General features: G+C 73.9%; 20 protein-coding genes. 16 read left to right on the top strand and 4 right to left on the bottom strand.

Annotation, left to right across the window (positions count from 1 at the left end; all coding sequences use genetic code 11):
* Positions 1-17: 17 nt before the first annotated feature.
* The 3 genes from ribE to ACERM0_RS02780 all read left to right on the top strand — a co-directional run bounded on the left by ribE (position 18) and on the right by ACERM0_RS02780 (position 3498).
* Positions 18-479 carry a 6,7-dimethyl-8-ribityllumazine synthase gene (gene ribE / locus ACERM0_RS02790; protein ID WP_373677468.1) on the top strand — a complete coding sequence of 154 codons (462 nt, stop codon included), beginning with the start codon at positions 18-20 and terminating at the stop codon, positions 477-479.
* Positions 476-2734, top strand: a complete 2259-nt coding sequence (locus ACERM0_RS02785; protein WP_373676995.1) for a UvrD-helicase domain-containing protein — start codon at positions 476-478, stop codon at positions 2732-2734. Before ribE ends, ACERM0_RS02785 begins: the two co-directional genes overlap by 4 nt.
* Positions 2735-2832: 98 nt before the next feature.
* Positions 2833-3498, top strand: coding sequence for a hypothetical protein (locus tag ACERM0_RS02780; RefSeq protein ID WP_373676994.1), 666 nt, complete (start codon positions 2833-2835; stop codon positions 3496-3498).
* 48 nt (positions 3499-3546) lie between these two features.
* Here ACERM0_RS02780 and ACERM0_RS02775 read toward each other — a convergent pair whose 3' ends face one another.
* The 3 genes from ACERM0_RS02775 to ACERM0_RS02765 all read right to left on the bottom strand — a co-directional run bounded on the left by ACERM0_RS02775 (position 3547) and on the right by ACERM0_RS02765 (position 5323).
* The gene (locus ACERM0_RS02775) at positions 3547-4062 is read right to left on the bottom strand and encodes an NUDIX domain-containing protein (protein WP_373676993.1); all 516 of its coding nucleotides are present in this window, start codon (positions 4060-4062) and stop codon (positions 3547-3549) included.
* A 3-nt stretch (positions 4063-4065) separates the two neighbouring features.
* Positions 4066-4914 (bottom strand): ATP phosphoribosyltransferase, encoded by an 849-nt coding sequence (gene hisG, locus ACERM0_RS02770; RefSeq protein WP_373676992.1) that lies wholly within the window; start codon positions 4912-4914, stop codon positions 4066-4068.
* A gap of 145 nt (positions 4915-5059) precedes the next feature.
* Positions 5060-5323, bottom strand: coding sequence for a phosphoribosyl-ATP diphosphatase (locus tag ACERM0_RS02765; protein WP_373676991.1), 264 nt, complete (start codon positions 5321-5323; stop codon positions 5060-5062).
* A 122-nt stretch (positions 5324-5445) separates the two neighbouring features.
* On the opposite strand from ACERM0_RS02765, the gene ACERM0_RS02760 reads away from it, so the two are divergent.
* The 9 genes from ACERM0_RS02760 (at position 5446) to ACERM0_RS02720 (ending at position 14947) form a co-directional block, all read left to right on the top strand.
* Positions 5446-5931 carry a hypothetical protein gene (locus ACERM0_RS02760; protein WP_373676990.1) on the top strand — a complete coding sequence of 162 codons (486 nt, stop codon included), beginning with the start codon at positions 5446-5448 and terminating at the stop codon, positions 5929-5931.
* Positions 5932-6209: 278 nt separating this feature from the next.
* Positions 6210-6875, top strand: coding sequence for a translation initiation factor IF-3 (infC, locus tag ACERM0_RS02755; RefSeq protein WP_373676989.1), 666 nt, complete (start codon positions 6210-6212; stop codon positions 6873-6875).
* A gap of 107 nt (positions 6876-6982) precedes the next feature.
* Positions 6983-7177: a 50S ribosomal protein L35 gene (gene rpmI / locus ACERM0_RS02750; RefSeq protein ID WP_373676988.1), complete on the top strand. Its 195-nt coding sequence runs from the start codon at positions 6983-6985 to the stop codon at positions 7175-7177.
* 83 nt (positions 7178-7260) lie between these two features.
* Complete coding sequence (gene rplT / locus ACERM0_RS02745; RefSeq protein ID WP_373676987.1) at positions 7261-7629, top strand: 50S ribosomal protein L20; 369 nt, start codon at positions 7261-7263, stop codon at positions 7627-7629.
* Positions 7630-7723: 94 nt separating this feature from the next.
* Entirely contained in the window at positions 7724-8518 is a 795-nt protein-coding gene (locus ACERM0_RS02740; protein ID WP_373676986.1) for a TrmH family RNA methyltransferase, read from the top strand.
* Between the two features lie 33 nt (positions 8519-8551).
* Positions 8552-9565: an ATP-binding protein gene (locus ACERM0_RS02735; protein WP_373676985.1), complete on the top strand. Its 1014-nt coding sequence runs from the start codon at positions 8552-8554 to the stop codon at positions 9563-9565.
* A 75-nt stretch (positions 9566-9640) separates the two neighbouring features.
* Positions 9641-10684 carry a phenylalanine--tRNA ligase subunit alpha gene (pheS, locus tag ACERM0_RS02730; protein ID WP_373676984.1) on the top strand — a complete coding sequence of 348 codons (1044 nt, stop codon included), beginning with the start codon at positions 9641-9643 and terminating at the stop codon, positions 10682-10684.
* Positions 10685-10804: 120 nt separating this feature from the next.
* The gene (gene pheT, locus ACERM0_RS02725; RefSeq protein ID WP_373676983.1) at positions 10805-13300 is read left to right on the top strand and encodes a phenylalanine--tRNA ligase subunit beta; all 2496 of its coding nucleotides are present in this window, start codon (positions 10805-10807) and stop codon (positions 13298-13300) included.
* Between the two features lie 108 nt (positions 13301-13408).
* The gene (locus ACERM0_RS02720) at positions 13409-14947 is read left to right on the top strand and encodes an LVIVD repeat-containing protein (RefSeq protein WP_373676982.1); all 1539 of its coding nucleotides are present in this window, start codon (positions 13409-13411) and stop codon (positions 14945-14947) included.
* A 56-nt stretch (positions 14948-15003) separates the two neighbouring features.
* Here the strand turns inward: ACERM0_RS02720 and ACERM0_RS02715 are convergent, their stop codons facing one another.
* Positions 15004-17046, bottom strand: coding sequence for an alpha/beta fold hydrolase (locus ACERM0_RS02715; RefSeq protein ID WP_373676981.1), 2043 nt, complete (start codon positions 17044-17046; stop codon positions 15004-15006).
* A 118-nt stretch (positions 17047-17164) separates the two neighbouring features.
* Between ACERM0_RS02715 and ACERM0_RS02710 the strand changes: the two genes are divergently transcribed.
* The 4 genes from ACERM0_RS02710 (at position 17165) to argJ (ending at position 21125) form a co-directional block, all read left to right on the top strand.
* On the top strand, positions 17165-18355 hold the full coding sequence (locus ACERM0_RS02710; protein ID WP_373676980.1) for an RtcB family protein: 1191 nt from the start codon (positions 17165-17167) through the stop codon (positions 18353-18355).
* 23 nt (positions 18356-18378) lie between these two features.
* Positions 18379-18801 (top strand): alternative ribosome rescue aminoacyl-tRNA hydrolase ArfB, encoded by a 423-nt coding sequence (gene arfB / locus ACERM0_RS02705; protein WP_373676979.1) that lies wholly within the window; start codon positions 18379-18381, stop codon positions 18799-18801.
* Positions 18802-18888: 87 nt separating this feature from the next.
* On the top strand, positions 18889-19911 hold the full coding sequence (gene argC, locus ACERM0_RS02700) for an N-acetyl-gamma-glutamyl-phosphate reductase (RefSeq protein WP_373676978.1): 1023 nt from the start codon (positions 18889-18891) through the stop codon (positions 19909-19911).
* 5 nt (positions 19912-19916) lie between these two features.
* Positions 19917-21125 (top strand): bifunctional glutamate N-acetyltransferase/amino-acid acetyltransferase ArgJ, encoded by a 1209-nt coding sequence (gene argJ / locus ACERM0_RS02695; protein WP_373676977.1) that lies wholly within the window; start codon positions 19917-19919, stop codon positions 21123-21125.
* Positions 21126-21135: the final 10 nt, after the last annotated feature.

Genomic DNA, 21135 nt, shown 5'->3' with positions numbered 1-21135 from the left:
CCAGCAACGACCCCGACCTGCGCGTCGTGACCGGCGCGCTGGACGCCGGCGGCCTGCGGGTCGGCATCGTCGCCGCCCGCTTCAACGAGGCCGTGGTCGAGCGCCTGGTCGACGGTGCCGTCGGGGCGCTCGTGCGTCACGGTGCCAAGCCGTCCGACGTGACCGTCGCCTGGGTCCCCGGCGCCTTCGAGGTGCCGGTCGTGCTGCGCCACATGGCCGCCAGCGGCGGCTACGACGCACTGGTGGCCCTCGGCTGCGTCGTGCGCGGCGCCACGCCGCACTTCGACTACGTGGCCGGCGAGGCGGCCTCCGGCGTGTCGGCCGTGTCCCGCGAGCACGGGATCCCGATCGCGTTCGGCGTGCTGACCACGGACACGTGGGAGCAGGCCGTCGAGCGTGCCGGCGGCAAGCTCGGCAACAAGGGCGCCGAGGCGGCCATCACGGCCGTGGAGACCGCCCAGGTGCTGCGCCAGCTGTGAGCTCGGCCCCGCATCCTGCCGCCCACCACGACGAACCCGCCGGCGCCGCCGACGACGCCGTGGCCCCCGAGGCGGGCGCGAAACGGGCCGCCCTCGCGGAGGAGCAGGCCCACCTGCACCGCGTCCACGACCGCGTCGAGGAACTCCGGCGCCGGGCCGACGCGCGTGCGGCCGACGCCGCTGCCGACCACAGCGGCTCGACCTTCCAGGCCCGCTTCGAGCGTGACGTCACCGCCCATCACCATGCCACCCGGGCGGCCCGCTACACGTTCGGGGACGTGGAGTCGCTGGCGTTCGGGCGCCTCGACCTCGCCGACGCCGACACCCTCCACGTGGGGCGCGTGTCGGTCGTGGACGAGGACGGCGACGTGCTGCTCGTCGACTGGCGCGCCCCGGCGTCCGCCGCCTTCTACCAGGCGACGCCCGCCGCGCCGATGGACGTCGTCCGGCGCCGCACCCTGGTCACCCGCGGCCGGCAGGTACGCGACCTCGACGACGAACTGCTCGACGCCGACGCCGCCGAGCGGCTCGGGCTGGGTTCGGTCACCGGGCAGGGCGCCCTGCTGGCGGCCCTGGCGCGTACCCGGACCGCCCACATGCGCGACATCGTCGCGACCATCCAGGCCGACCAGGACCGCATCATCCGCTCGCCGGCGACCGGCACGCTGGTCGTGACCGGTGGCCCGGGCACCGGCAAGACGGTCGTCGCGCTCCACCGGGTCGCGTACCTGCTCTACGGCGACCGGGACCGGTTCGAGGGCCGCGGGATCCTGGTGGTCGGGCCGTCCCGCGCGTTCACGGAGTACACCGCCCGCGTGCTGCCGTCGCTGGGGGAGGACCGGGCCGTGCAGCGGCCGCTGGAGGGCTTCGCGCCTCGCGGCGTCCGTGTCGCCGGCTGGGACGAGCCGCACGTCGCCGCCGTCAAGGGCGACCTCGCGATGGTGGAGGTGTGCCGCCGTGCCGTCGCGGCCGCCGTGCCGCCGCTGCCGCCGTCGACCAGCTTCAGTTTCGAGGGCACCAGTGCGCAGGTGGACGGCCGCACGCTGGCGAGGGTGCGGCGACGGCTGCTCTCGCGCGTGTCGGCCGAGCGCGACCAGACGACCTACCACGCCCGGGCCGGCGGCGCCGACGAGGCCCTGCGGGCCGCACTCTGGAAGGCGTGGCGCAGCGCGCGCCGGGCCTCGGGTGCCCGGCCGCCCGAGGAGCGCTCCGGGACCGGCTTCGACCAGGCCCTCGAGGACTCGGCGCAGGTGACCATGCTGCGCCGCTGCTTCTGGCCGCCGCTGGAGCCGGCCGCCGTGCTGGAGGCCGTCGCCACCGGCCAGGTCGGCCTCGACCGGCTCGCCGACGGCGTGCTCGACCCCGCCCCGCGGCAGGTCCTGATCGACGCCTGGGACCGCGCCGAGGGCTGGACGCTGGACGACGTGGCGCTGCTCGACGAGGTCCGGGCGGTCCTCGGTCGGGTGGCAGAGCCCGAACCCGAGGTCTCGCGCGAGTCGGACCCCGGCCTGCGGCTGACGGGGGACGCGTTGACACCGCAGGTCGAACTCGCGGACGTGGAGGCCGACGACTACCGCGACTTCGCACACGTCGTCGTCGACGAGGCGCAGGACCTCACGCCGATGCAGTGGCGGATGGTGGCGCGCCGCGGGCCGTACGCGTCGTGGACGGTCGTCGGCGACCTCGCCCAACGCAGCCGGGTCGCCGAGCCGCGCGACTGGGACGCGGTGGCCCGCCTGATCGGGCGCCGCCAGGTCGCGGTGCAGTCGCTGAGCGTCAACTACCGCACCCCGGCGGAGATCGTCGAGGTGGCACGCGCGGTCCTGGAGGCGGCCGGTCACGACCCGGACGCCGTGCCGACGGCCGTGCGCGCCGGCGGGCGACGTCCGCGCCTGCAGCGGACCACCGATCTGGTCGGTGCGGCGGTCGACGCGGGCACGGACGCCGCGCTGCGTGCCGACGGCACCGTGGTCCTGATCGCGCCCCCGGACCTGCTCGCGTCGCTCGAGCAGCGCGTGGCCGCCGCCCCGGTGGACGAGGACGCCCGCTCGCGCATCCGCGTGATGGACGCCCGCACGGTCAAGGGCCTGGAGTTCGACGACGTCGTACTGACGGCACCCGATCGGATCGCCGCTGCCTCGGCCGTCGGCCTGCACCAGCTGTACGTCGCCGTGACCCGCGCGACCCGGTCGCTGACCGTGGTCGCCGCGCCCGACGCCCCGGTACCCGGGGCGGACCGCTACGAGCCGGCCTGAGCGCACACGCCCCGCGTCGCGGGCCGAGGTGAGGCTGGCCGGGCGTACGCTGGTGACCCGAGCCCGCACTTGGCTCACGTCGGCGGAGACCGGTCGTCATGCGCGTACGTCAGCGCCCCGCCCCACCCGCGCCGGCATCCTCGGGCCGGGCCCCGAAGCCGGCAGAGGTCCTGGCGCGGCGGCGAGCCGCCCGCGACCGCAGCCTGCGTTTCAACGGCGTTCTGCTGCTGCTGGTCGTGGCCGGCCTCGCCTTCGTGTGGGCCGTGCGGGAGATCCCCAACCCGGCCCTGCCCCCGGCCCGCGAGCTCACCACCGACATGGAGACCGTCTACCGGGCGCAGCGGGCGGGTGACCTGCGGATCGACACCGAGGTGAGCACGGTCGCCGACGGCGTCGAGGGCGTGACCATCCCGCGGCCCGACGGCGACCGTTGGGTGCTGACCGGGACCGCCGGGCGCGACTGCTACGCCCTGTGGTGGGACGAGGAGGGCGTGCGCCGGGTGCGGACGGTGCCCTCGGACCTCGACTGCGCGCCCTCGAGCTGGCTGACCGCCTCCCACTACAGCGCCTACGACCGGGTCGGGCCCGCCGTCGAGGAGGACGCCCCGTTGGCCGCCTGGGACGCGATCCTGCCGGAGCCGGTCACGAACCGCGTCTGGTACCTGCCCGCGCTGATCGTCCTGGCCGGCATCGGCCTGTCCGCCCTGGTCCGCATCACGATCGCCCTGCTCACCGGTGACGCGCCCTCGGCCAGCCGCCGCTGACACGCCGCGGCCCGGGCGGCAACGGGTGCCCGCCGGCAGCGCACCACCTCACCCGGACGGCGTCCAGGTGGCGGGCTGGAACGCCGTCGGCCGGCCATGGCGGTGCACGGCGACGGCGGCCGTGACACCCTCCTGTGCGTAGGCCGGCAGCGCCAGCGCGCCGAGCTCCCCCTCGGCGAACCAGCCGGCGTCGAGCAGTTCGGCCCGGTCCAGGCGGAGCGTCCGGTCGCCAACGACCGCGGCGGTGAAGACGGTCGTCACGTAGGCCGTGCGGTCGCCGTTCTCGTAGTGGATCTCGCGGTCCGGGCCGCCCAGGACCGCCGCGACGGCGCGCAACGCGACGTGTAGGCCGGTCTCCTCGTGGACCTCGCGCACGGCCGCGTCGGCCGGGTGCTCGTCCGGCTCGACCGCGCCGCCGGGCAGCCCCCATTGGCGGCCGCCGTCGGCGTGGCGGACCAGCAGCAGCCGGTCACCATCGAAGACGGCCGTTCCGACCGACGGCAGCAGCAGCCGGTGGGTGCCGACCAGGGCACGGATCTCCGCGACGTGTCCCGACCTGGCCATGGGCTACAGCCGGCAGGCGAGGATGTCGGTGACCAGGATCCCGCGGGCGCCGAGCTCCCACAGCTGGTCCATGATTGTGTTGGTGTCCTTGCGCAGCACCATGGCCCGGACGGCGACCCACCCCTTGTCGTGCAGCGGCGACACCGTCGGCGACTCGATCCCGGGGGTCAGCTGGCAGGCCTCGTCGACGGACTCCACCCGGACGTCGTAGTCGATCATCACGTACTGCCGGGCGATGATGACGCCGTTGAGCCGGCGGGCGAGCTGCTCGACCTGCGCCGAGGGGGCGACGTTGCGGGCGTCGCGGATCAGCACCGCCTCCGACTGCAGGATCGGCTCGCCCAGTACCTCGAGGCCCGCCTGGCGCAGGGTCGCCCCGGTCTCCACGACGTCGGCGACGATGTCCGCGACGCCGAGGCGCACGGCCGTCTCCACCGCGCCGTCGAGCCGGATCACCTCGGCTTCGATGCCGCGCTTGGCGAGGTCCCGCCGCACGATGCCGGGGTAGCTCGTGGCGATCCGCTTGCCGGCGAAGCCCTGCACGTCGGTGGCCGTGCCGGGCACGGTCGCGTAGCGGAACGTCGAGCGGCCGAAGCCCAGGGACAGCATCTCCTGGGCGTCGCTGTCGCCGTCGAGGAGCAGGTCCCGGCCGGTGATGCCGACGTCGAGCTGGCCGTCGCCGACGTACGTGGCGATGTCCCGGGGGCGCAGGAAGAAGAACTCCGTGTCGTTGTCCTGGTCCACGAGCACCAGCTCGTGGCGGGCGGCGCGCTGGCGGTAGCCCGCCTCGCGGAGCATCTCGATGGCCGGCTCGGACAGCGAGCCCTTGTTGGGGACGGCGACACGCAGCATGGGTGGTACCTCGGGGAAGCGACGGCCTGGGCGGTGGCGCCGACGGCCGCAGGGGAGTGGCCGCCGAGGTTACGCGCTCGCCCGGACGTGGGCGCCGGGGCGGCCGCCGTTCGTGACCGGGCGGCTGCGGTCCGCCCGACCGTCGTCACAGGTGTCGGTAGACGTCCTCCAGGGACAGACCCCTCGCCAGCAGCAGCACCTGGAGGTGGTAGAGCAGCTGCGACACCTCCTCGGCGATGCGCTCGTCGCTCTCGTGCTCGGCCGCCATCCAGACCTCCGCGGCCTCCTCGACGATCTTCTTGCCGATGGCATGGATGCCGGCGTCCAGGGCCGCGACGGTGCCCGAGCCCGCGGGACGGGTGCGCGCCTTGTGGGTCAGCTCGGCGAAGAGGTCGTCGAAGGTCTTCACGGCATGGCCTGGTGTGGGCGTGGGGGATCGGGCAGGAGCCTACGGCAGGGTCGGCGCAGCCGGTCGCCTGGACCGGTGGGTAGGCTCCGGGGACGAAGACGTCCACCACCGAGGAGCGCCGCGTGAGCGACGTGCCGTTCGATCCGTCGCAGGCCGCCGGACAAGAACCGTCCGAGGAAGAGGTGCGGGCCTATCTCGGCCAGCTCCGGGCCGCTCCGGTGGAGCAGGTCGTCGCCGAGGTGGCCTCGGCCCTGCTGAACGCCGCCCAGGTCAAGCTCGGACGCCAGGACGGCCGTCTCCTGCTCGACATGGTCGCCGTGCTGGCGGACCAGGGCCGTGCCCGGCTGCCGAAGGAGCTGACCGACCAGGTCGACCAGGCGCTCACCCAGCTGCGGATGGCGCAGGTCGAGGCCGAGCGCGAGGTCGCGCAGGCCGGCGCCCAGGGCCACGTCGAGGAGGGTGACCTGCCGGCGGGCGCGGCAGGCGCCGACACGGACGCCCAGGCCAGCGGTGGGGCGCCGCAGCAGCCGGCTCCGCAGCAGCCCAGCCCCCAGCCGGGTCAGCAGCAGTCGTCGGCTGCCTCGCGCCTCTGGGTGCCCGGCCGCTGACGGGCGTCGCACGGGCGCTCGACGCGCCCGCGGCCCGGCTGGTAGCCTGCCGGGCCTGTGACCCGTGTGGTCGCACACAACTGCAGACAAGTGGCGCGCCGCGGCCGATGCCGCGGGCCGGCGCCCACCCGGTGGGTCGCACCTTCCCGGGTCCGTCGATCTCTCGCCAGACGTGTCTCGTACGCGGCTGGCGGCGGTAGCGACGTGTCCGGACGGCGACCCTCGGGTCGCCGTTTTTCGTGCGCTCGCGTGCCCGGAAGCGGTCGAAGGACCCGTACGTGCCCTACGTGCCGCATGCGCGGTGCACCCCGTCTCGAGGAGGCAGCAGCATCAACGAGCAGCAGCAGCGGCTGAACGCCGACATCAAGGTCCCGCGTGTCCGTCTCGTGGACGCGGACGGGACGCAGGTCGGGATCGTGCCCCTGGCGCAGGCCCTGCGCCGTGCCCGCGAGCAGGATCTGGACCTGGTGGAGGTGGCTCCGCACGCCGATCCGCCGGTGTGCCGGATCATGGACCACGGCAAGCACAAGTACGAGCAGGAGCAGAAGGAGAAGGACGCGCGCAAGCGGCAGAACCAGATCTCCGTCAAGGAGATCAAGATGCGTCCGAAGATCTCCGACAACGACTACGGCACCAAGTCGGGTCACGTCCGTCGCTTCCTCAAGGACGGCTCGAAGGTGCGCGCGTCGATCATGTTCCGTGGTCGTGAGATGAGCCACACCGAGCTCGGACTGCGGCTGCTGGACCGACTCGCCGAGGACATGAAGGAACTGGCGACCGTCGAGGCCAGCCCGAAGGTCGACGGCCGCAACATGGTCATGGTCCTCGCACCCGTCAAGCCGAAGCCGCCCAAGGCCGACAAGCCCAAGGCGCACGTCGCCGGTCAGCCACCGGTCGAGCCGGGTGAGCCCGCGCCGGAGGCCGAGCCGACCACCGAGGGCTGAAGCCAGCCGAGCAGACTCGCCGGGCGGCGCGCCGCCGCGCCGCCCCGGCTTTCCCCCGCACGCCCCGGCGCGCCCTTGCGCGCCGCCCACACGAAGGCAGCAGTTCGATGCCGAAGCAGAAGACGCACAGCGGTGCGAAGAAGCGCTTCCGGGTGACCCGCAACGGCAAGGTCCTGGTCGCGCGCAAGAACCGCGCCCACCTGCTGGAGAAGAAGCCCTCCACCCGCAAGCGCCGCCTGGCCGGTCCGACCGAGATCACGGGCGGGGCCGCGAAGAACGTCAAGCGCCTCCTCAACCAGTAGGCGCCCCGCCGGCGACCCCGCACGCCGCGGGCGCGGCACGAATCCGACGCTGACACGCACGCACGACACGAGGAGGACCCCCCATGGCACGCGTCAAGGGTGGCGTTCACGCCAAGAAGAGCCACAAGGCGGTCCTGGACCGCGCCAAGGGCTTCCGCGGAGCCCGCAGCCGCCGCTTCAAGGTGGCCAAGGAAGCCGTCTACCACGCGGATCGGTACGCCTACCGCGACCGCCGCGCGCGCAAGGGTGACTTCCGCAAGCTGTGGATCGCCCGCATCAACGCGGCGGCCCGTCAGGAGGGCCTGAGCTACAGCCGTCTGATGCACGGGCTGAAGCTGGCCGGCATCGAGCTCGACCGCAAGAACCTCGCCGACCTCGCCGTGCACGACCAGGCCGCGTTCGCGGCGGTGGTCGCCTCGGCCAAGGCGGCGCTCGAGGCCGACGCGGCCTGAGGCATCCTGCGCGAACCCTCGGCGACGAGCGCCGGCGTCCACGCCGGCGCTCGTCGTTCGTCCGGGGGCGAGCGCACGGCAGGAGAGCTCGACGGTGGAACCGATCACCTCGGTCCGTAACCCGCGGATCCGCGCCGCGGCGGCCCTGGCGCGCCGTCGCGAGCGCCGTGAGCGGGGCCATCACCTCGTCGAAGGCCCTAATGCGGTGCGTGAGGCGCTCGCGGCCGGCGTCGTCGAGGAGCTGTACGTGACGGCCGACGCGGCCCCGGGGCTGGACGTCCCCGACGACGTGGTGTGCCACGAGGTCGCCGACCACGTGCTCGAACGCCTCGCCGACGCCACCACCCCCCAGGGCGTCGTCGCCGTGGCTCGCACCGGCACCGCCGGTCTGGAGGAGGTCGTGGGCGAGGGCCTGCTGGTCGTCCTGCACGCCGTCGCGGACCCCGGCAACGCCGGCACCATCATCCGAACCGCCGACGCCGCCGGCGCGGCCGGCATCGTCCTGACCACCGGCAGCGTCGATCCGTTCGCACCCAAGACGGTGCGCGCCGCGGTCGGCTCGACCTACCACCTGCCGGTGGTGACCGACGTCGACCTCGCCGACGTCGCCCTCGTCTGCCGCGCCGCCGGCCAGCCGCTGCTCGGGCTCGACGCCCACGGCGAGCGCTCGGTGTTCGACCTCGCTGTCGCCACGCCACCGCTGGCGCTGGTGTTGGGCAACGAGGCCCACGGCCTGCCCGCCGACGCGGCCGCCCACCTCGACGACGTCGTGGCGATCCCGCGGTGGGGCCGGGCCGAATCACTCAACGTGGCGGCGGCCGCCGCGGTCGCCGTGTATGCCGCCGCACGCGCGGTGCACGTCCCGGGCACGGCGCCGACACGCCGCTAGGGTGGTCGGCGAAAACGCTGTCAAGGCCGGCCGATGGACGATTTCGGGGCATTCGACCTCCTGCCGGAGGGCGTGGTCGTGGTGGGGGCCGACGGGCTCGTGCTGGCCGTCAACGACCGGGCACGCGCCTGGCTGGGCGGTCGCGGCGAGGTCGTCGGCAAGCCCTTCGCGGACGCCTTCGACCTGCGCGACGACGCCGGCGTGCGCTGCAGCCTGGGTGACCACCGCCCGGCGTTCGGCGAGCGCATCCCCGAGCGGGTGCTGTACCTCGAGGCGGGCGGACGGGTACGCCCCGTCGCCGTCGCCGGCCGCTGGCACGACGACCTGCTGGCCGTGACGCTGCGCAGCGCCGGCCGGCGCGAGGCGCTCGACGCCATCCACGGCGACGTCGTCGCCACCGTCTCACACGAGATCCGCTCGCCGCTCACCAGCGTCAAGGGCTTCACGCGCACCCTGCTCTCGCGCTGGGAGCGCTTCTCCGACGAGCAGAAGCGCGCCATGCTGGAGACGGTCGACGCCGACGCCGATCGCGTCACCCGTCTGCTGCGCGAACTCCTCGAGGTCTCGCGCATCGACGCCGGCCGGGTGCAACTGCAGCGGCAGCCGACCGACGTGGGTGCGCTGATCCGTTCCGTGGTCGCCAAGCTGGCGATGGGCGAGCTCGGATCCGGCCGCATGCTGCGCCTGGAGGTGGACCCCGACTGCCCGCGCGTGCTGGCCGACCCCGACAAGCTCGAGCAGGTGCTGGCCAACCTCCTGGAGAACGCGCTGGCCTATGCGCCCGACAGCGAGGTGCGCATCGACGTCCGCCCGCACGACGGGGGCGTCTGGATCCGGGTCGAAGACGACGGGGAGGGCATCCCGGCCGACGAATCGCGGTCGATCTTCCGCAAGTTCGGCCGTGGCCGGGACAACCGCCGGGCCGGCACCGGGCTCGGCCTGTACATCACCCGCGGCCTGGTCGAGGCCCATGGCGGGCAGGTGTGGCTCGACACCGACCGGCGCGACGGCGCCACCTTCCACGTCGTGCTGCCCGCCGGCGACTGACGGTCACGCGTCGGGGACGTTCGCGCGGGGCGTCTACCCTGCTCGTCCGCCCCCGTCCGGGCCGAAGGTGAGACCGTGACCGACCTGGAAACGCTGCAGCGCGACGCGCTGGCCGCCGTCGAGCGCGCCGGCGACCTCGACGCGCTCGACGAGGCGCGCGTGCGCTTCACGGGCAAGAAGAGCGACCTCGTCACCATCCAGAAGGGGATGCGCGAACTGTCCCCGGACGAGCGCAAGGAACGCGGCAAGCAACTCAACGCCTTCCGCGACACCTTCCAGCGCGCCTTCGACGCCCGCCGCGACGAACTCGCCTCCGTCGCCCTGCGGGAGCGTCTGGAGGCCGAGCGGCTCGACCTCAGCCTGCCGCCGCGTCGGCTGACGCCCGGCCGCCCCCACCTGCTCACCCAGGTCGAGCAGGAGATCGTCGACGTGTTCGTCGGGCTCGGCTATCGCGTCGCCGAGGGACCCGAGGTCGAATCCGGCGCCTACAACTTCGACCTGCTCAACATCGAGCCCGACCATCCGGCCCGCCAGGAGATGGACACGATCTACGTGTCCTTCGCCGCCGACGTCGTGCTGCGCACCCACACCTCGCCCGTCCAGGCCCGCACCATGACGGCGCAGGCACCGCCGGTCGCCGTCGTGTGCCCCGGCCGCGTCTACCGGGCCGACAGCGTGGACGCGACCCACTCGCCGGTGTTCACCCAGGTCGAGGGGCTGCTGGTGGCGCAGGACGTGTCGATGGCCGACCTGCGCGGCACCCTGCTGGCGTTCTCGCGGGCCCTGTTCGGGGCCGAGCGCCAGATCCGGCTGCGGCCGTCGTTCTTCCCGTTCACCGAACCCAGCGCCGAGGTCGACGTCAGCTGCGGGTTCTGCGGCGCCGCCGACGGCCGCGCCGGCGACCCCGACTGCCGCGTGTGCTCGGGCACCGGCTGGATCGAGATCCTCGGCGCCGGCATGGTCGACCCCAATGTCCTCAGCGCCTGCGGCTACGACCCCGGCGAGGTGTCCGGCTTCGCGTTCGGCATCGGCGTCGAGCGGGTCGCCATGCTGCGCCACGGCGTCCGCGACATCCGCGACTTCTACGACGCCGACGCCCGCTTCCTCTCCCGGTTCTAGTTCGACTCCCACCCGCCACCCCGATCGTCTCGCACGCTGACGCTCGCTCGTTGCCCCGCCATTCCGATCCCGCCGATCCGATCCCGCCAAGCCGATCCCATTCCTGCCGGAGCGTGTCCCGTGAAGCTGCCGTTGTCCTGGCTGCGCACCTTCGTCGACGTCGACCTGCCGCTCGACGAACTCGTCGACGTCATGAGCCTCAACGGCCTGGAGGTCGAGTCGATCGAGACGCCGGGCGCCGGCACCGCCGGGGTGCGCACCGCCAAGGTGCTGCACTGGGAGCCGCACCCGGACGCCGACCGGCTGCGGGTCGTGCGGGTCACGGGCGACGGCGGGGCGGGCGAGGTCGAGCTGGTGTGCGGCGCCGCCAACTTCGACGTCGGTGACGTGGTCGCCCACGCCGTGCCCGGCGCCTCCATCCCCGGCATGCGCATGGAGGCCCGCAAGATCCGCGGGGTCGTGTCCAACGGCATGCTGGCCTCGGCCCGCGAACTGCAGTTGTCCGACGAGCACGAGGGCATCCTGGTCCTGCCGGCCGACACGCCCGTCGGCGCGGACCTCACCGACCTGCTGCCGGTCGGCGAGCCCGTCGTCGAGGTCGCGGTGCAACCCGACCGCGGCGACCACCTCTCCGTGCTGGGCGTCGCCCGCGACCTGGCCGCCATCCTCGACACGACCTGGCGCGAGCCCGAAGGCATCCTTGCCGCGCTCGACGCCGACACCATCCCGGTCGCGCTGGAGACCGACGCGTGCGAGCGGTTCGTGACCTGGGCGCTGGAGGACGTGCGGGTGCAGCCGTCGCCGCCGTGGCTGGCACAGCGGCTCGGGCAGTGCGGCGTGCGGTCGATCGACCTGATCGTCGACGTCACCAACTTCGTCATGCTGGAGCTCGGCCAGCCGCTGCACGCCTTCGACCTCGACCGCGTCGCCGGGCCGCGCCTGACCGTCCGCGACGCCCGCGACGGCGAGACGCTGGTCACCCTCGACGACCAGGAGCGGAGCCTGGTCGCAGGTGACGTCGTCATCGACGACGCCGACGGGCCGGTCAGCCTGGCCGGCGTCATGGGCGGCGCCAGCACCGAGGTGACCGCCGACACGCGCCGCGTCCTGCTGGAGGCGGCCGTCTGGGAGCCGCGCCGCATCCGCCGCACGTCCCGTCGCCTCGGCCTGGTCTCCGAGGCCAGCCAGCGCTTCGAGCGTCGCGTCGACCCGGAGGGCGCCGCCCGCGGCGTCGGACGGGCGGTGCAGCTGCTGGCCCAGCTCGGCGCGGCCCGGCCGGTCGGCACGGCGGCCGTACACCGCGAGGTCGCGTGGGCCGGTCGCCCCACGATCGAGATCGACCCCGCCCGGGTCCAGCGCCTGCTGGCCGTCCCCGACCTCGACGCCGCGCGTCAGACCGACCTGCTGGCCCGCAGCGGCAGCTACGTCGAGGTGGACCACGACCGGCTGCGGGTGACCCCGCCGACCTGGCGTGGCGACCTGCAGCGCGAGGCGGACGTCGCCGAGGAGGTCGCGCGCCTGCACGGCTACGGGCGCATCCCCGCCACGCTGCCCGCGATCACCATGGTTGGGGGGCGCTCGCCGGCGCAGCGGCTCGAGCAGGAGCTGCGCGGGCTCGCCCTGGCGGCCGGGTTCGCTGAAGCCATCACGCGCCCGTTCGTGGGCGAGGACGCGCTGGCGGGGGTGGTGCCGACCAAGGGCCGGGTGGAGCTGGCGAATCCGCTGGCCAAGGACGCCTCCTCGATGCGGCCGTCGCTGGTCGAGGGCCTGCTGGTCGCGCTGCGCCGCAACGCCGGCCAGGGCCGTCCCGGCACGGCGCTGGTCGAGCTCGGGCGGTTGTTCCGGCCGGCCGACGACCCGCTGGGCGAGGTGCTGGACGCGTTCGCGCCGGTCGACGCCAGCGGCGACTGGCGCTGGTCGGCCCCCGACGGCGAGCCGTTGCCGGTCCAGCCCCGCACGCTCGCGCTGGCCGCCCAGGGGCTGCGGCTGGGCGAGCGCCACCTCGACGCCGAGGACCGTTGGAGCGTCTACGACCTGCTGGCGGTGCTCGACCAGGTCGTTGCCCGGGCGTGCCCGCCGGGTGCCGACTGGACGCTGCAGCGCGTGCCCGTCGAGCGTGACGGCTTCCACCCTGGCCGCTCCGCGTCCCTGCGCCTGCGCCCGCTGCCGGACGCCGCACCGGTCGAGGTCGGCTTCGTCGGCCAGCTCCATCCGCAGGAGGCCGACCGGCGTGACCTGCCAGAACCGGTCGTCGTGGCCGAGCTGCTGCTCGAGCCGCTGCTGCGGGCCGTGCCGCCGGAGGGGCACCCGCCCGTCGCGGCACGCACGCTGGTCCGCCACCCTGCCATGAGTCTGGACGTGGCCCTGGTCGCCGACGACGAGGTGCCCTACGCCACGCTGGAAGCGGCCGTGCGCGAGGGAGCGGGCGACCTCCTCGACGGGCTGTGGTGGTTCGACGAGTACCGCGGCGAGCAGGTCGGCCCGGGCCGCCGCAGCGTCGCCATCCGGCTGCGCCTGCAGTCGCCGGAGCGGCAACTGACCGACGCCGACGCCGAGGCCGTCATCGACGCGGTCGCGGCACGTGCCGAGGCACTCGGCGCGACCCTGCGCCGCTGACGCCCGGACCCGCCCGGCACGATGTGCCGGGCGGCCGCCGCGCGCCGTCGGATCGCGGCGGACCCCACCTCGTTGTCGTCGGCATCACGCCGTCCCGAGGAGCGTCCGATGCCGGCCCGAACCCCCGTGTCCCTGCTGGCGGTCGTGGCCGTCGGCTCGCTTGCGCTCGTCCCCGCGCCCGACCTGGTCGGCGGCGTGCTGGACGGGACGGGCGCCGGACCGATGGAGCACGTCGCCAACGTCCCGTACGCGGACGCCCACGGCACCGGGCCGAACCAGGGAACCGACCTGGAGTTCGCGACCATCCCGGTCACGCGCACGGTCGAGGAGCGGGTCGGCCTCGGGCGGGGTGGGGGAGCGGTCCGGACCCGGACGGAGGTCGAGAACCGCACCTTCGTCTTCGCCGGGACCTACACCAACGGCCTGCAGATCCTCGACGTCACCGACCCGGGCCGCCCACGCCCGGTGGCCGTCTACGACTGTGCCATCGCGCAGGGCGACGTGCAGGTGTTCGAACGCGACGCACGCTGGTACGTGACCTACGCCCGCGACCTCGGGTATGCGAGCCAGACCCGCACGGACTCCGCCTGCTTCCGCGAGGCCGAGGCGCTCGGGTTCGGCGCGCGCGACGCCCTCGGTCCGGGCACGTTCGTCGTCGACGTGACCGATCCCCACGCGCCGACGCTGGCGTCGTTCGTGTCGTTCCCGAAGGGCTCGCACAACCAGACCGTGCACCCGAGCGGCGACTACCTCTACAACTCCAACTCGGAGCTGATCACCTCCGTCGTCGGCGAGGTCGGCATCGAGGTCGTCGACATCCGCGACCTCGCCGCCCCGGTCCAGGTCGCATTCGTCCCGCTGCCGATCAGGCCGGGACTGGGCACCGAGTCGCACGACATCACGTTCAACGCCGACGGCACGCGTGCCTACTCGGCCGCCCTGTCGCAGACCGTCATCATCGACACCACCGACCCTGCCGATCCGACCATCGTGTCGTCCTTCGTCGACCCGGCGATCAACGTCGAGCACCAGGCGAACCCGGTCAAGCTGACCGACCCGATCCTCGGGCGCCGCGAGTTCCTCGTCGTCGAGGACGAGGTGGCCGGCGCGTCGCCGACGGGGCAGTGCCCCAACGGCGGCGTCCACGTCTACGACATCACCGGCGACCTCGAACGGACGCCACGCAAGGTCGGCTACTGGAACATCCGTGACGTCGGCCTCACCACCGACGGGATCGGCACCTGCACCGCCCACGTCTTCGAGATCCACGAGGACGAGGCCCTGATGACCATCGCGTTCTACAACGGTGGCGTGCGCGTGGTCGATCTGTCGGGCCTGGTCGGGGTCGCCCTCGGCGAACTCGGTGTCGGGATGCGCGAGGTCGCCTCGTTCCGTTTCGAGGACAGCGACACGTGGGCCGTGAAGGCACCGTCGGTGTCCCGCGACCGGCCCTTCCACGTCTACGGCAACGACATCGCCCGCGGCCTCGACGTCTACCTTGTCGACCTGTCCAAGGCGACGGCGGGCACTGGTCTCGATCAGTGGTTGTCCGCGGAGCAGGCCCTGCTGCAGTTGCCGAGCGAGCCGCTCTCACCCGCCGAACTGGCGGACATCGCGCTGCGTTGCAAGCTGCCGGTCGCGTCCTGAGTGAACCGCGGGTCGCGTCGCCCGACGCGACGAGGCGCCGGGCGACGTGACCGCTGTTACAGCAGTTCAGGGCGCGCGAAGTCCTTGCCGTGGACGTGCTCGTCCAGGAACGCCAGCACGGTCTCGTACCACAGCCGTGCGTTCTGGGGCTTTAGCACCCAGTGGTTCTCGTCGGGGAAGTACAGGAAGCGGGCGTCCACACCGTGGCGGGACAGGTCCGTCCACAGCGTCAGGCCCTCGCTGATCGGCACCCGGTAGTCCAGTTCGCCGTGGACGACCAGCATGGGCGTGCGGATCTGGCCGACGAACCGCTGCGGCGAGTGCTCGCGGTAGCGGCGACGGTCGGTCGCGTAGGGGTCGCCGAACTCGCGCTCCCACAGCAGCCCCATGTCGGTCGTGCCGTGGAAACCCTCGAGGTTCCACAGCGACGCGTGCGTGACGATGCAGCGGAACCGGTCGGTGTGCCCGGCGACCCAGTTGGCCATGTACCCACCGAACGAGCCGCCCATCGCCGCGACCCGCTCGGCGTCGACCGCGTCGTGGTCGCAGGCGGCGTCGACGGCCGCCAGCAGGTCGGTGTACGGCTCGTGTCCCCAGCGGCCCCAACCGCGCCGGACGAAGTCCCGCCCGTAGCCGGTCGACAGGGCCGGGTCGGGCAGCAGCACGGCGTAGCCCCGGGCGGCCAGCACCGACGGGCACCACCGCCACGACCAGTTGTTCCACGAGCCGAGCGGCCCGCCGTGGATGAACACGACCAGCGGCAGGGGACCGTCGGCGTCCTCGGGCAGGACCAGCCAGGACCCGACCTGCACCCCGTCGTCGGCGGGGGCGTGCAGCCGCTCGACCCGCACGGCCGGCTGGTCACCCGCCGGTGAGGGCAACACCTGTGGCGGTTGGTCCGCGTCGGTCGCGTCGTAGCGCACGACCTGTGGCGGCTCACCGACGGTGGCCCGCAGGGCGAAGACGGCGGTGCCGTCGGGCGCGACGCAGGTGTCGACGTGCGCGCCGCCGGCCGCCAGCCGGGTCACCTCGCGGCTGGCGAGCTCCAGGCGGAAGATCGGGCGGTGTCCCTGCTCGTCGGCCTCGAACACGATCGCGCGGCCGTCCGGCATCCACTGCGCATGGTCGGGCCACAGGTCCAGGTCGGGGAGGAGGTCGGTGACGTCGCCGCTCGCCAGGTCGACGAGGGCGAGGCCGATGTCGGCGGCGCGATCGGGCGCGCCGACGTCCATCACCTGGCAGACCACCTGGCGGCCGTCCGGGGACACGCGGGGTGCCGACCAGAACCGCCCGTCAGCGACCAGGGTCCGCCGCTCGCCGGTGGCGACGTCGACCGCGACCAGGTCGGTGGCCAGGTCGTCGGGCGAGGTGAGCGCCTCACCGGCGCGGCGCCACGCGGTCACGTAGGTCGTGCCGTCGGGCGTCAGGTCGCCCTCGACGTTGCGCAGCACACTGCCGCGGGCCAGCAGCCGCGGCTCGGGGACGGTCTCGTCGTCGACGGGCGCTGCTGCCGAAGCCGCACCCTGGAGCCGGCCGGCGTCGAGGAACCAGCGGCCGGGCTGTCGCGGCCCGAGGTAGTGGTCCCAGAACCGGATCGGGTAGTCGTCGAACAACTGCGCGGTCACGCCCGCCTCCTCGCGGCGCTTGGCGTGCTCGCGGTCGCCGGCGAACGTGTCCGCCTGCGGGTGCAGGTCGCCGGCCAGGACGACGTCGCCCGTGTCGCGGGCCACGCTCACGCCGGCGACACCGCCGGGCGGTGCGACGACGAGGTGGGCCTCGCCACCGTCGGGTGGCAAGGCCCACAACGCCGCCGGCGGGTCGCCGTCCGGTGTCGTGTCGGGATCGGGCCGAGCGGAGACGAACAGCAGCGTGCCGTCGGGGCCGAACGCGGCGCCGGACTCGCCGGGCGCGGAGCGGGTGAGCTGCCGCGGCCGGCCCTCGCCCGTCGGGTCCAGCCCCCACAGCGCCGAGCGGTAGCGCTTCGCGTCCGGGGCCTCGGTCGCGACGCCGACCACCAGCCGGCGACCGTCCGGAGCGATCGCCAGGCCCGACAGACGGGGCTGGCGCAGGAACGTGTCGAGGTCGAATGGTGTAGTCATGGGACCGAGGCTAGTGAGCACCCCGGGCGGGCAACCGGCGCCGCGGACGGACCGCACACGGTCCCCGGCCGCCGGGACGGCCGACACGAGCGAAACGGCCGGGACGAGAGGAGGAGCGATGCCGGAGCGGCTGGGCAATGGCGTACTGAACTGGGCGTCGATGCTGAACGAGCAGGCGCGTGCCCAGGCGCTGCGCACGGCCACGGTGGCCGTGATCGACGGGCACGTCGCCCTCATGCCCGACGCGCACTGGGGGATGGGCTGCACGATCGGGTCGGTGATCCCGACCCGCGAGGCGATCATCCCGTCGGCGGTCGGGGTGGACATCGGCTGCGGGGTCATCGCCGCGGAGACCACCCTGCTGGCCGAGCACCTGCCCGACGACCTCACGCCACTGCTGTCCGGCTGGCAGGAACGGATCCCGGCCGGCCTCGGCTACTGGCACGCCGAGGAGGATCCAGCCTGGGCGGCCTTCGTCGCGGAGTACGGCCTGCCGGACAGCGTCGCCGGCGATGCGCGGCTGCGCGAACGTGCGCCGCGACAGTTCGGGACGTTGGGGTCCGGCAACCACTTCCTCGAGCTGTGCCTCGACGAGCGCGACCGGGTCTGGCTCATGCTGCACTCGGGCTCGCGCGGGCCCGGCAACGTGCTGGCGATGCGCCACATCGACCGGGCGAAGACGGCGATGCGCCAGGCGATGGTGACGCTCCCCGACCCGGATCTGGCCTACCTCGTGCAGGGCACGCCGGCGTTCGACGCCTACGTGCGTGACCTGCAGTGGGCGCAGGCCTACGCGTACGGCTCACGCCAGCGGATGATGCACGTGGCTCTCGCACGGCTCCGGGCCCTGGCGCCGTTCGAGGTCCGGCAGACGATCAACAACCATCACAACTACGCGCGGCGCGAACGCCACGACGGCCGGGACCTGTGGATCACCCGCAAGGGCGCGATCTCGGCACGGCCCGGCGAACTGGGGGTCGTGCCGGGCTCGATGGGCACCGGCTCCTACATCGTTCGGGGCCTGGGCAACCCCGCCAGCTACGCCTCCGCCGCCCACGGCGCCGGTCGCGCGATGTCGCGCAACCAGGCCCGCCGGGCGTTCACGGTCGAGGACATGGAGAAGGCGATGCTCGGACGCACGTGGCTGCAGCAGGACGCCGCCGCGCTGATCGACGAGATCCCGACCGCCTACAAGGACCTCGACACGGTGATGGCCGACCAGACGGACCTGGTGGAGGTGGTGCACCGGCTGCGGACGCTCGTGAACTACAAGGGCGTGGAGAAGGGCAGCCGTCGCGGCAGCCACTGACCGGCCCTCCTACGCTGCCGGCCATGGCCGACATCCGACTGCGCCGCGGCGTCTCCGTCCCGGAGGCGGAGTTCGACGTGCGCGTGTCCCGGTCCTCCGGCCCCGGCGGGCAGGGCGTCAACACCACCGACAGCAAGGTCGAACTGCGCTGGGACGTCGCCGCGTCACCGTCGCTGACGGAGACGCAACGCCGGCGCGTGCTCGAACGTCTCGGCAACCGGATCACCGGGGACGGCGTGCTGATCCTGCAGTCCTCCGAGCACCGCAGCCAGCACCAGAACCGCGCGGCGGCGTTCGCGCGGTTGCAGGCGGTGGTGGGGGAGGCGCTCGAGCCACCGAAGGTCCGCCGCCCGACCCGCCGCACCCGCGCGTCCAAGGATCGGCGGCTGCAGGCCAAGCGGCAGCGCAGCGAGACCAAGAAGCTGCGCAAGCCGCCCGACGTCTGATGCGGAGCGGTCGGCGACCCACCGGCGTTTGCATAGTGCTGCATAATCCTGCAGACTGCGCGCTTCGTCTCGACAGGAGCCGCACCCATGACCGCGTCGGTCGGCATCGTCGGCGCCTCCGGCTACGGAGGGGCCGAACTGCTGCGCCTGCTGGCCGGTCACCCGCAGCTCGAGGTGGCCGTCGTCGCCGCCCACTCGCAGGCGGGCGAGCCGGTGGCCTCGCTGTTCCCGAATCTCGCCGGCACGGCGGTCTTCGACGCCGTCGACGTCGATCGCCTGGCCGGCCTCGACCTGGTGTTCCTGTCGACGCCGCACGGCCCGTCGCTGGAGTTGGGCGCGGCCCTCCACGACGCCGGCGTGCGCACCGTCGACCTGTCCGCGGCCTTCCGGCTGCCCGCCGACGGGTTCGCGACCTGGTACGGCGAGACGCACCCGCGGCCGGACCTCGCCCCGGCCGTCTACGGGCTGCCGGAGTTCAACCGCAAGCAGATCGCGGACGCGACCCTGGTCGCCAACCCCGGCTGCTACGTGACGACGGCGCTGCTCGGGCTGGTCCCGCTCGCGTCGTTGGTGCAGCCCGGAACCGTGGTGGTCGACGGCAAGTCCGGCACGTCCGGGGCCGGCCGGGCCGCCAAGGACGCGTTGCACGCCACCCACGTGGCCGGCAGCGTCACGGCCTACGGCGCACCCGCCCACCGGCACACGGGCGAGATCGAGGCCCACCTCGCCGCGTTCGGGGCCGACCTCGGCCCGATCAGCTTCACCCCGCACCTGCTGCCGATCCCGCGCGGGCTGCTGACCACCAGCTACGCGACCCTGCGCGACGGCGTGTCGGCGGACGACGTGCAGCGCGCGCTGGTCCAGGCCTACGCGGACGAGCCGTTCGTCCACGTGCTCGCGCCGGGCGAGTTCCCGGTGGTCAAGGCCGTGACCGGCTCCAACGGGGCGCAACTGTCGGCCGTCACCGACCCGCGGACCCGGCGTGTGACGGTGGTCGCGGTGACCGACAATCTCGGCAAGGGCGCGGCGGGGCAGGCCCTGCAGAACGCCAACCTGCTGCTCGGCCTCGAGGAGACGACCGGCCTGACCGCGATCGGGCTGTACCCGTGACCGGCGTGTGGGGACCGCAGGACCGCAGCGGCCTGCAGCCGGTGCCGGGTGGCGCCACCGCCGCCGACGGCTTCCGCGCGGCGGGCGTCGTCAGCGGGGTCAAGCCGTCCGGCAACCCGGACCTGGCCCTGCTCGTGGCCGACGAGGTCGCCGGGGCCGCGGCCGTCACCACGACCAACCTCGTCAAGGCGCCCGCCTGCCGCCTGACGGAAGCGCATGTCGCCGACGGCAAGGCGCGCGCCGTCGTCATCAACGCCGGCAACGCCAACGTGTGCACGCCCGACGGCGACGCCCACGCGGCGCGACTGGCGGCCGTGACGGCCGGGCACCTCGGTGTCGCCGCCGACGAGGTGCTGGTGATGTCCACCGGCGTCATCGGCGTCCCGCTGCCGATCGAGCGCATCGAGGCCGCCCTGCCGGCCGCCGTCGACGCGCTGTCACCCGACGGCGGCGACGCTGCCGCCCAGGCCATGCTGACCACCGACACGCACGGCAAGCAGGTCGCCTTCCGCGTCACCGACGAGCAGGGCAGTTGCGTGGTCGGTGGCATGGCCAAGGGCGTCGGCATGATCGAGCCGGCCATGGCCACGCTGCTGGTGGCGATCACCACGGACGCGCCGCTGGGCGGCCCGATCGCCCGCAAGGTGCTGCGCAGCGCGGTGGCGACCACCTTCAACCGCATCAGCGTCGACGGCGACGGGTCGACCAGCGACACCGTGGCCCTGCTGGCCGGCGGCAGCGCGTCACACCCACCGCGCCTGGACACGCTCGCCCGGGCCGTGCACGCCGTCTGTGCCGACCTCGCCCGCCAGGTGGTCGCCGACGGCGAGGGCGCGACCCGCGTCGCCGCCGTCACCGTCCGGCAGGCCGCCACCGAAGCGGACGCCGAGCGCCTCGCCCGCGCCGTCGCCACGTCGCTGCTGGTGCGCGCCGCCATCCACGGTGCGGACCCGAACTGGGGACGCATCCTGATGGCGATGGGCAACGCGCAGGTCGACTTCGACCCGCGCCGGGTCGGCATCCGCTGCGCCGGCGTGACGGTCTGCCGCTTCGGCGTCGCCGCCAGCTTCGACCGCAACCAGGCCACCATCGCGATGAGCAAGCCGGAGATCGAGATCGAGATCGACCTCGGCTCCGGCGACGCCGCCGCCACCGTGCTGACCTGCGACCTGACACCCGAGTACGTGCGGTTCAACGCCGAGTACACGACCTAGGGGACCGTCT

The sequence above is a fragment of the Egicoccus sp. AB-alg2 genome (genome assembly GCF_041821065.1).
In the GTDB taxonomy this organism is placed as follows: Bacteria; Actinomycetota; Nitriliruptoria; order Nitriliruptorales; family Nitriliruptoraceae; genus Egicoccus.
The sequence above is the reverse complement of the archived record's forward strand: the minus strand, read 5'-3'. Positions and strand labels throughout refer to the sequence as shown.

Excerpts from the sequence above, each read along its gene's own strand:
- ACERM0_RS02780 (WP_373676994.1), top strand. The coding sequence starts at position 2,833 with ATGCGCGTACGTCAGCGCCCCGCCCCACCCGCGCCGGCATCCTCGGGC.
- ACERM0_RS02775 (WP_373676993.1), bottom strand. The coding sequence starts at position 4,062 with ATGGCCAGGTCGGGACACGTCGCGGAGATCCGTGCCCTGGTCGGCACC.
- hisG (WP_373676992.1), bottom strand. The coding sequence starts at position 4,914 with ATGCTGCGTGTCGCCGTCCCCAACAAGGGCTCGCTGTCCGAGCCGGCC.
- rpmI (WP_373676988.1), top strand. The coding sequence starts at position 6,983 with ATGCCGAAGCAGAAGACGCACAGCGGTGCGAAGAAGCGCTTCCGGGTG.
- rplT (WP_373676987.1), top strand. The coding sequence starts at position 7,261 with ATGGCACGCGTCAAGGGTGGCGTTCACGCCAAGAAGAGCCACAAGGCG.
- ACERM0_RS02735 (WP_373676985.1), top strand. The coding sequence starts at position 8,552 with ATGGACGATTTCGGGGCATTCGACCTCCTGCCGGAGGGCGTGGTCGTG.
- ACERM0_RS02720 (WP_373676982.1), top strand. The coding sequence starts at position 13,409 with ATGCCGGCCCGAACCCCCGTGTCCCTGCTGGCGGTCGTGGCCGTCGGC.
- ACERM0_RS02715 (WP_373676981.1), bottom strand. The coding sequence starts at position 17,046 with ATGACTACACCATTCGACCTCGACACGTTCCTGCGCCAGCCCCGTCTG.
- ACERM0_RS02710 (WP_373676980.1), top strand. The coding sequence starts at position 17,165 with ATGCCGGAGCGGCTGGGCAATGGCGTACTGAACTGGGCGTCGATGCTG.
- arfB (WP_373676979.1), top strand. The coding sequence starts at position 18,379 with ATGGCCGACATCCGACTGCGCCGCGGCGTCTCCGTCCCGGAGGCGGAG.
- argC (WP_373676978.1), top strand. The coding sequence starts at position 18,889 with ATGACCGCGTCGGTCGGCATCGTCGGCGCCTCCGGCTACGGAGGGGCC.